General features: G+C 59.3%; 12 protein-coding genes and 2 tRNA genes. 8 read left to right on the top strand and 6 right to left on the bottom strand.

Annotation, left to right across the window (positions count from 1 at the left end):
- Positions 1-388 precede the first annotated feature (388 nt).
- From IEW18_RS18285 to IEW18_RS18270, 4 genes are all read left to right on the top strand, one after another.
- Positions 389-1,960 carry a TROVE domain-containing protein gene (locus IEW18_RS18285; protein WP_188559325.1) on the top strand — a complete coding sequence of 524 codons (1,572 nt, stop codon included), beginning with the start codon at positions 389-391 and terminating at the stop codon, positions 1,958-1,960.
- A 340-nt stretch (positions 1,961-2,300) separates the two neighbouring features.
- Positions 2,301-3,152 (top strand): TIGR02452 family protein, encoded by an 852-nt coding sequence (locus IEW18_RS18280; RefSeq protein ID WP_188559324.1) that lies wholly within the window; start codon positions 2,301-2,303, stop codon positions 3,150-3,152.
- Positions 3,153-4,016: 864 nt separating this feature from the next.
- Positions 4,017-4,165, top strand: a tRNA-OTHER gene (locus tag IEW18_RS18275).
- Positions 4,166-4,474: 309 nt separating this feature from the next.
- Positions 4,475-5,878: an RtcB family protein gene (locus tag IEW18_RS18270; protein ID WP_188559323.1), complete on the top strand. Its 1,404-nt coding sequence runs from the start codon at positions 4,475-4,477 to the stop codon at positions 5,876-5,878.
- A gap of 65 nt (positions 5,879-5,943) precedes the next feature.
- On the opposite strand, the gene IEW18_RS18265 is transcribed toward IEW18_RS18270, so the two are convergent.
- Positions 5,944-6,111, bottom strand: coding sequence for a hypothetical protein (locus IEW18_RS18265; protein ID WP_188559322.1), 168 nt, complete (start codon positions 6,109-6,111; stop codon positions 5,944-5,946).
- A 383-nt stretch (positions 6,112-6,494) separates the two neighbouring features.
- Entirely contained in the window at positions 6,495-6,932 is a 438-nt protein-coding gene (locus IEW18_RS18260; protein WP_188559321.1) for a hypothetical protein, read from the bottom strand.
- 464 nt (positions 6,933-7,396) lie between these two features.
- Here IEW18_RS18260 and IEW18_RS18255 point away from each other — a divergent pair, with 464 nt between their 5' ends.
- Complete coding sequence (locus tag IEW18_RS18255; RefSeq protein ID WP_188559320.1) at positions 7,397-7,843, top strand: OsmC family peroxiredoxin; 447 nt, start codon at positions 7,397-7,399, stop codon at positions 7,841-7,843.
- A gap of 18 nt (positions 7,844-7,861) precedes the next feature.
- Here IEW18_RS18255 and IEW18_RS18250 read toward each other — a convergent pair whose 3' ends face one another.
- A complete protein-coding gene (locus IEW18_RS18250; protein WP_188559319.1) occupies positions 7,862-8,401 on the bottom strand; it encodes an MOSC domain-containing protein in 540 nt (179 codons plus the stop codon).
- A 359-nt stretch (positions 8,402-8,760) separates the two neighbouring features.
- Here IEW18_RS18250 and IEW18_RS18245 point away from each other — a divergent pair, with 359 nt between their 5' ends.
- The gene (locus IEW18_RS18245) at positions 8,761-9,444 is read left to right on the top strand and encodes a Dps family protein (RefSeq protein WP_188559318.1); all 684 of its coding nucleotides are present in this window, start codon (positions 8,761-8,763) and stop codon (positions 9,442-9,444) included.
- Positions 9,445-9,804: 360 nt separating this feature from the next.
- Positions 9,805-9,886 (top strand) — tRNA-Leu (locus tag IEW18_RS18240).
- Between the two features lie 225 nt (positions 9,887-10,111).
- Here IEW18_RS18240 and IEW18_RS18235 read toward each other — a convergent pair.
- Positions 10,112-11,701 (bottom strand): NFACT RNA binding domain-containing protein, encoded by a 1,590-nt coding sequence (locus IEW18_RS18235; RefSeq protein WP_188559317.1) that lies wholly within the window; start codon positions 11,699-11,701, stop codon positions 10,112-10,114.
- 166 nt (positions 11,702-11,867) lie between these two features.
- On the opposite strand from IEW18_RS18235, the gene IEW18_RS18230 reads away from it, so the two are divergent.
- Positions 11,868-12,332 (top strand): hypothetical protein, encoded by a 465-nt coding sequence (locus tag IEW18_RS18230; protein ID WP_188559316.1) that lies wholly within the window; start codon positions 11,868-11,870, stop codon positions 12,330-12,332.
- A 19-nt stretch (positions 12,333-12,351) separates the two neighbouring features.
- On the opposite strand, the gene IEW18_RS18225 is transcribed toward IEW18_RS18230, so the two are convergent.
- Both IEW18_RS18225 and IEW18_RS18220 read right to left on the bottom strand, forming a co-directional pair.
- Positions 12,352-13,119 (bottom strand): MBL fold metallo-hydrolase, encoded by a 768-nt coding sequence (locus IEW18_RS18225; protein ID WP_188559315.1) that lies wholly within the window; start codon positions 13,117-13,119, stop codon positions 12,352-12,354.
- A 108-nt stretch (positions 13,120-13,227) separates the two neighbouring features.
- The gene (locus tag IEW18_RS18220) at positions 13,228-13,605 is read right to left on the bottom strand and encodes a response regulator (RefSeq protein ID WP_110978142.1); all 378 of its coding nucleotides are present in this window, start codon (positions 13,603-13,605) and stop codon (positions 13,228-13,230) included.
- Positions 13,606-13,612: the final 7 nt, after the last annotated feature.

Genomic DNA, 13,612 nt, shown 5'->3' with positions numbered 1-13,612 from the left:
CTATTCCTACTTCCTGCCATGTTATTCTTCCACCCCTCACACTCCATTCCTACTACCGTTACGTGTCACGTACTGTTAGGGGTAGCACCCTGGCAAAAAGGTAGTAAACCGGAGTAACCGCACCAGCTAACGGCTTATGTTTTCGCGCAATCAGGCGCAGTGTAAGTCCGGTTTGGTTAATTAATTTTCCTGGTGATTACATACTATTCGCTGCTGTTTTGTAGCGTAAAGGAAAATTATTGCCTCTAATTTTTAGGGTTATTACTTAATAATTCATTGCGTGAATTATGCTGGAAAAACTATGCGCTTTTCTGAGTAATAATTACGCGTTATTAATTCCGTCTGCCAGCTTTCATCCACTACTCACTACCTGATTTTTTTCCATCCGATGCGTTTCAACTTACCCTTCCGTCGGCCTACCCCGGCTCCGGTGCTCAACCACGAGGGCGCACCGGCCTATACCCTCACCCCCGCCTTAGAGCTGTACGCCGCCGTGGCTACCGCCGCCCTCAGCGACCAGTTCTATGAAACCGCCGATACTCGCCTGGTGCGCCTGCGCGAGCTGGTAGCCCGCAACGACCCCGAGTTTGTGGCCCGCCTGGCCGTGTATGCCCGCGAAAAGATGCATCTGCGCTCCGTGCCGCTGGTGCTGGCCGTGGAGCTGGCCCGCCGGCACCAGGGCACCAACCTGGTTAGCCGCCTGGTAGCCCGCGTGGTGCAGCGCCCCGATGAAATCACGGAGCTGCTGGCTTACTACGCCCAGGCCAACGGCCGCACCGGCCTCAAAACCCTCAACCGCCTCTCCAAGCAGGTGCAGAAGGGGCTGGCCCAGGCCTTCAACCGCTTCGATGGCTACCAGCTGGCCAAGTACGACCGGGCCGGCGCCGTGCGCCTCCGCGACGCGCTGTTCCTGGTGCACCCCCGCCCCGCCGACGAGGCTCGGCAGGCTCTGTTCAACCAGTTGGTGGCCGGCACCCTGCCTACGCCCTACACCTGGGAAACCGAGTTGTCGGCCCTGGGGCAAGGTGGCTTCGCGTCGGAGGCTGAAAAGGCGGCCGCGTTCCGCCAGAAATGGACGGAGCTGATTGGGAGCGGTAAGCTGGGCTACATGGCCTTGCTGCGCAACCTGCGCAATATTTTGCAGGCCGGCGTGCCCGCTGAGGTGGTAACGCAGGTGTGCGCTGCCCTCGCCGATGCCCGGGCGGTGGCCCGTAGCAAGCAGCTGCCTTTCCGCTTCCTGGCCGCATACCGCGAGGTGCTGGCCCTGGAAGAAGGCACGCTGAAGTCGGGGCGGGCGGCGGTAGGCTTGCGCCAGAGCCCGGTGCCGCAGGTGCTGGCCGCCCTGGAAGCCGCCATCGGCCACAGTGCCGCCAACCTGCGTGGGTTCGGCCCGGAAACCCGGGTAGTAGTGGCCTGCGACGTGTCGGGCTCTATGCAGCAGCCCATTTCCCAGCGCAGCAAAGTGCTGTACTACGATGTGGGCCTGGTGCTGGGCATGCTCCTGCAGAGCCGCTGCCAAAACGTGGTAACCGGCATGTTTGGCAGCACCTGGAAGCGGCTGGCCCTACCCCGCGGCCCGGTGCTCGGCAACGTGCAGGAATTCTACAAGCGCGAAGGCGAGGTGGGCTACAGCACCAACGGCTACCTCGTTATCGAGGACTTGCGCCTGCGCCGGGAGGTAGTGGATAAGGTGATGCTGTTCACCGACTGCCAGCTCTGGAACGCGCACTTCAATGGCTCCAGCGTGGCGAAAGAGTGGGCAAAGTACCGGCACACCGTCGCTCCGCAGGCCCAGCTCTACCTCTTCGACTTGGCCGGCCACGGCACCACGCCCCTGCAGGTACACCCCGAGCATGGCGCGGCCCTGATTGCCGGCTGGTCGGATAAGATTTTCGACGTGCTGGCGGCCCTCGACAACGGCGGCTCCCCCCTCACTGAAATCGAGAAGATCGAGCTGTAGGCTAAAGTGAATGTGAACCCACAACATAGACCGTCATGCAGAGCGCAGCGAAGCATCTCGCGTGCTGACTCTGCAGTGGTAGTTCAACATCAGCATGTGAGGCTCCTCACTCAACTCGGAATGCCAGTTGCCTTAGCAGAGTCAGCACGCGAGATGTCTCGACAAGACGTTCAGATTACGATTTGACCCTCTAGCTCCATGTGTTCTATATTCTATAAGAAGCCCCTGATACCTACAATCTATTATTCCATAACTCTATAAAAATGCGGCCCCGGGAGTGGCTTGCGGCAACCTAACAGCGGTGCCACTCCCGGGTCACGTCCCGACAACCTGTACTTCAATGAACCGAGAAATACGACAACGCATAGCCCACAGCACCCTTGACGCTTTGCAGCGAGGTAGCTACGAAAACCCGGCCGGCCACTGTATTAACCTCCGGGAATACCAGCGAGCCGCCGAAACCGGCAGCTGCTTGTACCGCCCGGAAGATGGAGCGGACCTGCTGCGCGAGTTTGACCAGCCCGCGGGCGAGCCGGCCGAGGTGCGGGTATATCAGGCTACTACCCTCGAAGCGGCCGCCAACCTGGTGAGCCAGTTCGAGCGGGTAGGCTGTCTGAACTTCGCTTCGGCCCGCAATCCTGGCGGCGGTTTTCTGGGTGGCAGCCAGGCCCAGGAAGAAAGCCTGGCGCGCTCCTCGGGTTTGTATCCGTGCCTGACGCAGTTCAAGGAAATGTACCGCCACAACAGCCTTCCTAGCAGCACCGGCCTCTACAGCAACTACCTGGTGTACTCGCCCCAGGTGCCCGTGCTGCGCGGCGAAGCGGGGGAGTGGCTGCCCCAGCCCTTCCGGCTGGATGTGCTGACGGCCCCGGCCGTGAATGCCGGAGCACTGCGGCGCAACTCCCCGGAGTTGCTACCCCAGCTGGAGCCCGTGATGCGCCACCGCCTGCGGCTGGTGCTGGCCGCTGCCGCCCGCCACGGCGTGGAGGCGCTGGTCCTCGGGGCCTGGGGCTGCGGGGTGTTTGGTAACGACCCGGCGCAGATAGCTCGGCTATTTGCCGAAGCCTTAGCTGACCCGGCCATCCGGGGCCGCTTCCGTCGCCTCGACTTTGCCATCTTCGACCCCAAACCGCCCTACGCAGTGCTGACAACCTTTCAGCAGGTACTTCATTCTCTGATAGCGAAGACCTAGTAGAAATACAAACACGGCAATAACAGAGTAGCCAGGTGCTACTACCCCTGTAAAGAGGCCTAAACCTAGCTGAAGCGTAGTTTTTTTCCGCTTTTTACCATATCATAATCACCTGTTGTAACGTTCATACCCATGAAGCCTTCTTACCAAACTCCTCTTATAGTAACATAAATACTCTCAGAAGCCACAACTTCTACTGATTGGGGCGGCGGCTGACCACTTGATGGCTGCTGTCGGCCGGGGCGGCATACCGCCGGAGCACTGTGCTTCGGCGGCCCGCTCCAAACCGGCTGACCTCTGCCCGTTTGGGTGCCGTAGGCAGGCGTTACTTCGTCTTGGTTGAATACGCCGGTGCTCCCGGCGTAGGGTTCGATTCCCATCCCGCAGCTCCGGCTGTGGGGTACTCGCCGGCCGCTTGTTGTCCCAAACGCCGAGGGTCAGCCGAAAAATCACCCCGCCGGGTGTCGTAGCGCAGCGTTACTTCGGGTCGCCCGTTCGATTCGGGCCAGTCCAACCCCATTTTTTACCTTGGACTGTAGCTCAGTTGGTTAGAGCGGAACGGCCTTCGGGCCGGTCATTTCGCTGCTCGTTTGTTGCCCCGGCAGGTTTTATTTTTCCGTGGGAGTGGGTGCCGTAACCAGGCCATACTTCGCGCTCTTAACGCCCAGGTCGCGGGTTCGAATCCCGCTGGTGGCTGCTGTGGCAGTTGCTGTAGCTCAGTCAGGTAGAGCAGGACAGAAGGCCCGGTGCTTGTTGCCCCACCCCCGCGGAAAACAAAAAGGTGAGTGTCGTAGGAAAGCGCTACTTCGTCGGTTGGCCTGCTGTGGCCCGCGGGTTCGAATCCCGCCTTGCCCCCTAGCGTGGGCAAGTGGCTGAGTGGTCAAAAGCGCCCAGTTTACAGAACGCTTTTCGCTGGTTACCTCACCTCCAATATCATCTGTTCGGGTGCCGTAGGGCGGCCATACTTCGCATTTTGGTTGCCCGGGTCGTGGGTTCGAGTCCCACCAGTTGCTACCCCCCGGGTAGGAGCTGTAGCTCAGCTAGGTAGAGCAGGATATAGGGGCCGCCCGCCTGTTGCCCCGAACAGATTTTATGGATTACTCCCGAGCGGCCGGCCGGTGTCGTAGGGCAGGCATACTTCGTTTGGAACTAAGCGCCTGCCCACCTTTTTACCCTGCCGGTTGCTCATTTTTCTTCCGCTTTCGGATGCCGTAGGGCCGCGTTCCTTCGGCCTGACTGCGGGTGCACACCCACCCCTCAGGATACGCTGCCTGCCCGTTGCTCCGTCGCCGGAAATTTCTCTCAAGTACATTCTTACTCGTATGGCCTCACAACTACGCGGCAACGACCTTCGGCAGCTTGGCTTCCCGGAAGGTCGGGCCATTGGGCTCGCGCTGGCTCAACTGCAGCGCAAGCACCTCAAAAAACTCTCCCAAACCGACCAGCTCACGCTCCTGAAAGAGCTGCTGGCGAATCCCGCCTCCTACCTCACCCACCTCGACTGGAGCCACACGGCCGCCGCCTTGCTACCCCCGCCCAGCCGGCACATTGCCCTCACGGAGCGCAAGGAGTACGCCGTATTCGGGGCCGAGTACATCGAGCAGGGCGCTATCCACCAGATGGAAACGGCCATGAAGTTGCCCGTCACGGTGGCCGGCGCCCTCATGCCCGACGCCCACCACGGCTACGGCTTGCCCATTGGCGGGGTGCTGGCCGTGGATAACGCCGTGATTCCCTACGCCGTGGGCGTGGACATTGGCTGCCGCATGGCCTTGTCGGTGTTTGCTCTGCCCCCACGCTACCTGGAGCAGCGGGTGCAGGAGCTGCGTAAGCTGCTGCTCGACAACACCAAATTCGGCAACCGCGACGTGTTCCGCCACGGGCAGAAGCTGGGCCACGCCGTCCTCGACCGCCCCGAGTTCCAGGAAATCCCCTTCCTGCGCAACAAGCTGGACACGGCCGCCGCGCAAATCGGCTCCTCCGGGGGCGGCAACCACTTCGTGGAGTGGGGCGTGGTCGACATCACCGACCCCAGCAACGAACTGGGCGTACCCGTGGGCCAGTACCTGGGGCTGCTTTCCCACTCCGGTTCCCGCGGCCTCGGCGCCAGCATTGCCAACCACTACACCAAGCTGGCCCAGGATACCTGCCAACTGCCCGCTGAAGCCCGTCACCTGGCCTGGCTGGGCCTCGACACCGAAGCCGGGCAGGAGTACTGGACCGCCATGAACCTGGCCGGTGACTACGCCTCGGCCTGCCACCACCAGATTCACCAGCGCCTGGCCAAAGCCCTCGGCGAGCGACCCCTGGCCAAAGTGGAAAACCACCACAACTTCGCCTGGAAAGAGCGCCTAGTGAATGGTCGGGAGGTAGTCGTGCACCGGAAAGGAGCTACGCCGGCCGGACAAGGTGTGCTCGGCATCATTCCGGGCTCCATGACGGCTCCTGGCTTCATTGTGCGGGGTAGGGGCGAGGCGGCTTCGTTGGCCTCGGCTTCCCACGGCGCGGGCCGGCAGATGTCGCGCACCCGGGCCAAGCAGGAGCTGGGCGAAGCCGACGTGCGCCGCTACCTCCAGCAGCACGGCGTAGAGCTGTTGGGCGGCGGTGTGGATGAGGCTCCGCAGGCCTACAAAGACATCCACCAGGTAATGCAAAGCCAAACCGACCTCGTGGACGTGCTAGGCTCCTTCACGCCGCGCATTGTGCGCATGGAAGGTGGCGTGTAGAAACCGTAATAGGTAATAAAAAAGGCCCCGATGCATTATCGGGGCCTTTTTTTGATACGGATCAGCTAAGGCCGATGGCGCCGGTGGCGATATACGGCCGTGCCCTGGTAGGTAGTAGTGGAAAATATGCCCGGGCCGTGGGAGCGGGCTGGAAGAGCTGGCAACAAATCAGCCAGCAATAACAGCGCTACTGCAGTAGCCGCCAGGTTGGGAGTGGAGGCACATGAGTTCATGTAGAGTGAAATAAGACATACGCAACACTGAAAATGGCCTGCTGCCGATGTGTGGGCGCGAGGCACTGAAGTATAGGACGGGTACCGGACATAGCTGGCTGTGAAAGCTGGCAAACATCAAGTTTCCCTATATACGTCAGCAAAGGTAGATTTGGATTCACTAAGTAGGGTAAATAGCAGGTTCAAACCTAATATTTGCTCGATGAACGGTGCTTTATAAGCCTTAAATTAAAAATACTATGATATGAATACTATATAAATTAGTCCATATCAGGCCAGGTACCTGATAATATTTTAGGGTACACAAGACTGGGCAGCCTGCGTATGACGCGGCAGTTACTTCCAGGGTCGTTGCCGGAGCTCGTTTGCATAGGACTTGTGACTTAGCTAGCGCTGAGCGTTGCTTTGCCGGCCGTGCCTTTGGCCGGTGGGCCCGCCTCGTAAGCAGCAAGCAGTCGGACCAGCTCAGCGGCCTCGGCGGCAAAAGCAGCTTGCCGGGCCTGCAACAGGGCCTGGGCCGTGCTACCACTCCGAACCAGCTCCGTCCGGGCTTCCTCGGCAAACTCGTTAAGCCAGCTTGGGGGAGTGGCCTTGCCAGGGGCCAGTACGGCGGTCAGGGTTGGTAGGGCGGCAAGTCGGCGGCGGGCCCAGGTGGCTCGTTCCGGCATGCGGCTCAACTCCAGGGCCATCTGCTCGGCGCGGTGCTGACAGGCGCGCTGGTGCTCGCGCAGGGCTGCAATATCGGGCGCCTCGGACGTTGGCTCGGCAGTAGTGGCTTGCTGGGCCAGCGTAAGCGCGGCCTGAGGTAGGGAAGCGGCCATAGGTAGCTTCCGCACCCCCCGCTCTACCTGTGACACCATGGCTTTACTAAGCTCCATAGACCGACCCAAACCAGCTTGGCTCAGGCCAAACCACGCTCGCAGCCGCGGCAGCGGGCTACTTGATTCGTCACGCATTACAAATGAGTGCTTTACTGATGAAAAACATGTAAAAATAGTAAAGCAATTGCTATGTACATTGTTTTTCGGTCGGAAGCTGCTTATAAACCAGGTTGAGTGTTCAAGAAAGCGCAACGCTGCCCGCGCAGCGCCATCGTGCTAACCAGTTGGCCCCGAACCGTAAGGCGAAAAGTATAGACTCAATAGATGTGTCTATTTATATTATGACGGGATTTTTGGATTTATATTAGCGGGTAAGTGCCTGGGATGCTCTGACAGAGCACAGATAATAGTCCAGGTTGCGGCACCGGTCATCTGATTAATTAGATTCTTTTTCGTAGATAATTATGGCTGCTTCTCCAATTAAGCGCACAGCTACCGCCCGCTGGCATGGCCGTGGCACCGACGGTACAGGCCACCTTACTACCGCCAGTACCATCCTTGATAATTGCCGCTACAGCTACCACACGCGTTTTGAGGAAGGTAATGGCACAAACCCGGAGGAGCTCATTGCAGCGGCTCACGCGGGGTGCTTCGCCATGAAACTGGCTTTTGGTCTGCAGGCGGCCGGTTTTCGGGCCGAGTACATTGATGCGCGTTGCGAAATAGTCTTGCAGGAAGGCTGTATCCGCGAATCGAACCTAACGGTGGAAGCATCCGTGCCGCGCCTACCCCCGGCCCGGTTTCAGGAGCTGGTTGATGATGCCCGGCAAAATTGCCCAGTCTCGCAGGTATTGCGCGTTGATACCCGTTTTAGTGCACAACTGCGCGAGGTACCGCAAACAGCTAGCTAGCGCCAACAGCCTACCTTGTTAGGCACCGGGCTCCGCCGGCGCCGTGGGTTCTATCCGAATTGGGTCGCCAGCGCGCATGAGGCCTCCTTGCACGATGCGCGCCGTAAGACCACCGTGGCCACGCATGGCGTTGTAGCCGCCCGGGCCCAATTCCTCCTCCATGCGGGAGCAGGGGTGGCACTCGCCCGTAATTTCCAGGACGACCTCTTCCCCAATACGAATTCGCCGGTTTTTCAAGGCCAGCAGGTTCAGCCCGCTCACGACTAAGTTACGCCGCAGCCGGCCTGGGTCAACAGACTCAGGCAAACCCAGGTAGCCGGCCACGGCGGCTAGGTGCTCGTACTGAATCAGGGTTACCTGGCGTTTGCCGCCGGGCTTGGGGCGGGCATGGTCGCCTTGCAGATGCCGGTCGGTTTCGGCCGTTACTTCGGCTACGGCCTGCATGGGTGCGCGCCGCACCGGCCGCAGGCCTATCCATTCCAGGCGTCCGACTTGAGGCAAGGTGTTTAGCATCTGCGAAATCGTTGATTTATCGTCGCCGAGGAAAGGAAAAGGCATAACAGTGCTGGTTTACAAGTAGCAGTACAAAACGGCCAATCCATTCATGTACCCATTTAGCGGAGTAGGGGGCTTGCGCCAGCCAGAAAACAACCGGCTAAGTGCGAATCTAATGTGGCTACGAAGTTACTTCCTGCGCCGGCCCTGGCAAACACAACCGCCCGCCACCCACCAAACGAGGCACAACGCCCAACTACTACGCGCCATCGACCAGGCAAGCATCGGGGCGCGGGTAATTGCCCCAGGTAAGGCTAAATATGGCCGCCGCGCTAACCTGAGCCGCGCTTATGCGTATGGTAACACGGCGGTGCGCCACTGGCTGCCCGCCCTTCTCCTTACTTTATTTTCCTGCAACTATCATGGCCAAAACCACCGCCAAAAATGCTCCGGCCACTGCGGCTGCCCCCGTCGCCTCGGCTTCCAAGAAGGCTGCTTCTTCTAAAGACAATAGCGCCGCCAACGGCCAGACTGGCCCGAGCGTACAGCCTATTCTGAACCAACAGTTCAACGCGCCTGCGCCCTTGCAGAAGTACGGCACGGTGTCGCAGCGCCTACCCATTGGCCTGGATGCCAACATTCGCCAGGAGAGCGTCGAGATGCTCAACCAGATGCTGGCCGATACCTGCAGCATCCGTGATATGTACAAAAAGCACCACTGGCAGGTGGTGGGCCCTACTTTTTACCAGTTGCATCTGCTGTTTGACAAGCATTACGAAGAGCAGGATGCCCTGATTGATATGATTGCCGAGCGCATCCAGATTCTGGGTGGGGTGGCCGTGGCCATGGCTGCCGATATTGCTGAGGTAACCAGCATTCCGCGCCCCCCGCGCGACCGGGAAGAAGCCCCCGTGCAGGTTTCGCGCCTGCTGGAAGCCCACCAAATCATCCTCAAGAATTGCCATGACTTCGCCAAGCGCGCCGACGAATCCGGTGATGACGGCACCAACGACCTGATTGTGAGCAACGTGATGCGCACCAACGAAATGCAGGTATGGTTTGTCTCGGAGCACGTAGTAGACACGCCCCTGGCCCGCGCTGAATAACTTCCCGCACTCTCTATTGCATAAAAAAAGGCTTCCGTACGGAAGCCTTTTTTGCGTGGCAGCACCACCGTGGGCTACTACCTACTACTAGGTAACGGCAGAAGTTGATAGCCCACTGCGGTGGTGGCCAACACTAGTTGGGAAAAAAGTACGTGCCGGTTAAGCGCCGTGCCAACTTTTTTCCGGCTGACACTGAGGCTGAAACCCCGAATCAAGGGCCGGACCAGGCCCTGACGGCGAAAAAATAGCCGGTCAGATTTGGACTCTAGGCCTCAGCCCTCTACTTTTGTCCTCGATTCGCCGCCTCAGTGAATCCGGAAGCTTCGGCTTTTGTCCAGAGAAAAGAGTGCTTACCAACCTGCGCACGTGGTGAAACTGGTAGACACGCCATCTTGAGGGGGTGGTGCCTTCGGGTGTGGGAGTTCGAATCTCCCCGCGCGCACTCTGCAACAGCCCCGCTTCGGTCATGCGAAGCGGGGCTGTTTGCTTTTAGGTCTTGCGGGTCAATTTGCCTTGTTGGGTTTGCCACAATGACCCGCGCAGTGCCATTGGCAAAAGCGGCGTTACTTCCTGTTACTCCGCGCTGCCTCCGCCACATGGTTATATATGTGAGGTTCGGAATGACTATCGGGCGGGAAAGAGGCTTGTGAAGGATGTTGCTACGCACCTATTCTACTCGCTCAAACGGATTGGCGGGCACTACCAGCAGCACGTTTTCGCGCTCCACCACCACTTGGCCGGCAATGGCACCCTTGGGCTTGCGCACAAACTTTTTAGGCGTGTACGTGACGGGGCAGAGCGAGTCATTTTTGCGGCGGGAGTACCAGGCCGCCAGCTGGGCCGCCCGCTCCAGCACCGGGGCCGGTACCGCGTGGCCGGGCCGCTGCCGAATGACAACATGGGAGCCCGTAACGTCCTTGGCGTGCAGCCACAGGTCGTCTTTGTGAGCGTAGCGCTGCGTGAGCAGGTCGTTGTTCTGAGCGTTGCGGCCTACCAGAATGGTAAAGCCACTGTCCTCGAATACCTTAAATGGCAGCTCCTGGGCCGCTTTGGCCGCAGTGGCAGGATCAAGGCCGTGCAGCTTGCGCCACTGCCGGAGGGCGCGGAGGTCGCCGGGGGGGAGGGCGGCCAGCTCCTCCAGGCGCTCCAGGCACCACAGGGCCTCTGTTTCGCGCCGCTCGGCACGGGCGCTTAGCTCCCGGGTTTCTAGCTGCTGATTTTTGGCCTTGCGGTACAGGTTCTGGGCCGTGCGCTGGGGCGTTTCGGTGGGCTTGAGCTTAATCGTGCGTGGTTGATTGTTCTGGTAGAAGTCCACTACCTCTACCTGCGCGGCACCGGCCGGAATCTGGCTGAGGTGGGCCATAATTAGGTCGGCGGTCTGGCGGTAGCCCACCGTGTTTTCCAGGGCGTGCAGCCGCCGCCGGGCATGTTGGGCACTGGTGGCAGCTTCATCGGCGCGCTTTTCCAGCTGCTGCCGCACTTGCCGCAATTCCGCCTCGTAGGCGCGGCGGTTAAGCAGCAGCGGCACAAAGCGCCGCAGCGCCCCGATGGGGTCGGTGGCCGGCAATGTGTACTCTACCTCACCTACGGGCAGCAAACTCAGCCGCGTGCGGCCGTCGAAGCGAATGATGTAAAAAGCCGCCGGGTTTTCCAGCTCCAGCACGGTTTCTCGTACAAGCTGCCACTTCCGCTCCAGCGGGGCCGGATCATAGCCGCGAGTGCGCAGGTAGGCCAGGGCCACATCGTTGAGGCTAGGATAGGCTTTGAGCGGGTTTGCTGGCAGGTTGCTGGCTTCAGCAGGCGTAGGAAATGCATCGGCATTTGCCGGCGCGGGTCGCAACTCCGCATCGTCGGTGTAGCGCTGGTGAAACAGTTCGGCTGGAGCTTCGGGGGTAGGCCGGAACACCGCATTGGGCCGGGTGCTATATAGCTTAAACAGCAGGGTAGCTCCACGCTGAAACGTAAGCTGGAGCACCCGGTCGTTGGGCCAGGCGGCAACAGCTCTTACCTGCTGGCCGAGCAAATTCGGCAGCAAGTCCACTGAATTCTGCCGGGCCCGGTGAAACGATTCCGGCATCGTCAGCATGGGGCCGGCTGCGGCCAGGTGGGCCTTCAGCCAGAACTCCTGCGCACCATTGGTCAGTCCAATTACCAACTCGTCTTTCTCCTGCGAAAAGCACGTGGCCACCGTGTAGCCTTGCAGCTGCTGGGTAAGAGCCGGCGCCAGTTGACGCAGGAAGTAGTAGTTGGTGTGCATTATGGTTTGAGGCTAAAGGCGCTTATGGAAGGCGCAAGATGGTAGAAAGCAAATAGAGCCTGGAGGTAATGCAGCAGTACTTGCAACTTTTAGCGCTTGCTCCGACTCTGAAGAATTAAGTAAAAGGTGTAATCCGGGTCTCCTTCCTATTCCCCCGTTCCCACTCATGAGAAACTATATACTACCCCTCATTTCGACTCTGGCCCTGGCAGCGTGCCAAAGCTCAGACACTGCAACTGAGGCGGTGCCGGCTGCCGTTGTCGTGGGGTTCGACCAGGAATTTTCTTTGTATTACCGACAGCAGGCTAAGCTGCCAGTAACTAACTCAGCGGAATTGACCGTTTCGGTTGCCGAACTACAGTACAGCTTCTGCCCACCCAATGCCCGGTGCTTTGTGGCTGATTTTGTGGCGCCTACTCTGAGCATTACAGACCAGCGGGGACAAACGCAGCAAGTAAAGATGCCGGTAAGTCAGGCCCGTACTCGCGCAGCCAATTGGATTGATACAACCAGCGTGCGGGCTAATAACCGGCGCTACGTCCTGTACTATCACCGCTACATCGTGGCAGAAAACGTGACGCAGCCCCAGAAGAAAGACCTTTCCGTCGTGCTACGCATTACGAAGCCGTAATCTATTTCCCACGCGGCGCTTACAGTCTCACGCGCAGGCCGTCATACGCCAACTTAATGAAGCTAGGTAGCCCAGCCTCAATTTCGCGGTGGCGGCCGAGCTGGTGGCTGATGTGGGTGAGGTAGGCGCGGCTGGGGGCCAGGTCCTCCAGAATATCGACGGCTTCCCGCAGGGTGAAGTGAGAAATGTGCTGCTCGTGGCGCAGGGCGTTCAGCACGATGACTTCCGAGCCCCGCATGCGTTCCAGGGCTTCCGGACCCAAGTGGTTGGCATCGGTAACGTAGGTAAAGCCCCCAACCCGGAAACCCAGCACCGGTAGCTTATAATGCAGGGCCCTGATGGGCTGAAACTCCACGCCTTCCACCCAAAAGCTGTCGGTGTCGCTGAGAATGGGGTGCGTCTGGACCTGCGGAATGCCGGGGTATTTGTGCTCGGAAAAGATATAGGCGTACTCGCGCCGGAGCTGGTCGAGCACTCGCGGCTCGGCGTGCAGGGGCATGTCCTGCTGCTGACGAAAATTATAGGCCCGGATGTCGTCAAGGCCGCCGGTATGATCCTTGTGCTCGTGGGTGAACACCAGCGCATCGAGGTGGTTGATGTGCTCCCGCAAGGCCTGCTGCCGAAAATCGGGGCCTGAATCTATGATGATGCTTTTGCCTTCTACCTGCAGATGCACTGAAACCCGCAGCCGCTTGTCGCGGTAGTCCACGGACCGGCATACTATGCAGGAGCAGCCAATGACGGGCACGCCCTGCGACGTGCCCGTACCAAGGAAGGTGATTTCCACTTCGTTTGAATTAGTAATTAAGAATTAAGAACTAATAATTGCCCGGAAAGCCACGAACAGGAAGCAAGGCCCCAATTCTTAATTACTAATTCTCAATTATTAATTCGGCTAGCCGATGTACTGCTTCACCACGCGCACCAGGGCGTCAAAGTCCAGGGGCTTGGGCAGATAGTCGGTTACGCCGGCCTCCCGGAACTGCTCCATGGAGTAGTTGTTGGCGTTGCCGGTAATGGCAATAACCGGAATCTTGGCAATGCGCGGGTCGGAGTGGCGGCGGATTTCGCGGGTGCATTCCATGCCGTCCTTCACGGGAATGTTGATGTCCATCAGCACACAGTCAATGGGCTGGCTTTCCACCTGCTTGATGACTTCGCCGCCATTTTTGGCCGAGACGATACGATACTTCTGGAGTTCCAGAATCTTCTTGGTCAGGTTCAGGATAACGGAGCTGTCCTCAGCAATCAAGATAGTTTTAGAGTCGGCCATAAGAGGG

Source organism: Hymenobacter glacieicola (assembly GCF_014640315.1).
Lineage (GTDB): Bacteria > Bacteroidota > Bacteroidia > Cytophagales > Hymenobacteraceae > Hymenobacter > Hymenobacter glacieicola.
The sequence above is the reverse complement of the archived record's forward strand: the minus strand, read 5'-3'. Positions and strand labels throughout refer to the sequence as shown.

What these genes read in the sequence shown, in the direction of transcription:
- IEW18_RS18285 (WP_188559325.1), top strand. Translation starts at nt 389, where the DNA reads ATGCGTTTCAACTTACCCTTCCGTCGGCCTACCCCGGCTCCGGTGCTC.
- IEW18_RS18280 (WP_188559324.1), top strand. Translation starts at nt 2,301, where the DNA reads ATGAACCGAGAAATACGACAACGCATAGCCCACAGCACCCTTGACGCT.
- IEW18_RS18270 (WP_188559323.1), top strand. Translation starts at nt 4,475, where the DNA reads ATGGCCTCACAACTACGCGGCAACGACCTTCGGCAGCTTGGCTTCCCG.
- IEW18_RS18265 (WP_188559322.1), bottom strand. Translation starts at nt 6,111, where the DNA reads ATGAACTCATGTGCCTCCACTCCCAACCTGGCGGCTACTGCAGTAGCG.
- IEW18_RS18260 (WP_188559321.1), bottom strand. Translation starts at nt 6,932, where the DNA reads ATGGCCGCTTCCCTACCTCAGGCCGCGCTTACGCTGGCCCAGCAAGCC.
- IEW18_RS18255 (WP_188559320.1), top strand. Translation starts at nt 7,397, where the DNA reads ATGGCTGCTTCTCCAATTAAGCGCACAGCTACCGCCCGCTGGCATGGC.
- IEW18_RS18250 (WP_188559319.1), bottom strand. Translation starts at nt 8,401, where the DNA reads ATGCCTTTTCCTTTCCTCGGCGACGATAAATCAACGATTTCGCAGATG.
- IEW18_RS18245 (WP_188559318.1), top strand. Translation starts at nt 8,761, where the DNA reads ATGGCCAAAACCACCGCCAAAAATGCTCCGGCCACTGCGGCTGCCCCC.
- IEW18_RS18235 (WP_188559317.1), bottom strand. Translation starts at nt 11,701, where the DNA reads ATGCACACCAACTACTACTTCCTGCGTCAACTGGCGCCGGCTCTTACC.
- IEW18_RS18230 (WP_188559316.1), top strand. Translation starts at nt 11,868, where the DNA reads ATGAGAAACTATATACTACCCCTCATTTCGACTCTGGCCCTGGCAGCG.
- IEW18_RS18220 (WP_110978142.1), bottom strand. Translation starts at nt 13,605, where the DNA reads ATGGCCGACTCTAAAACTATCTTGATTGCTGAGGACAGCTCCGTTATC.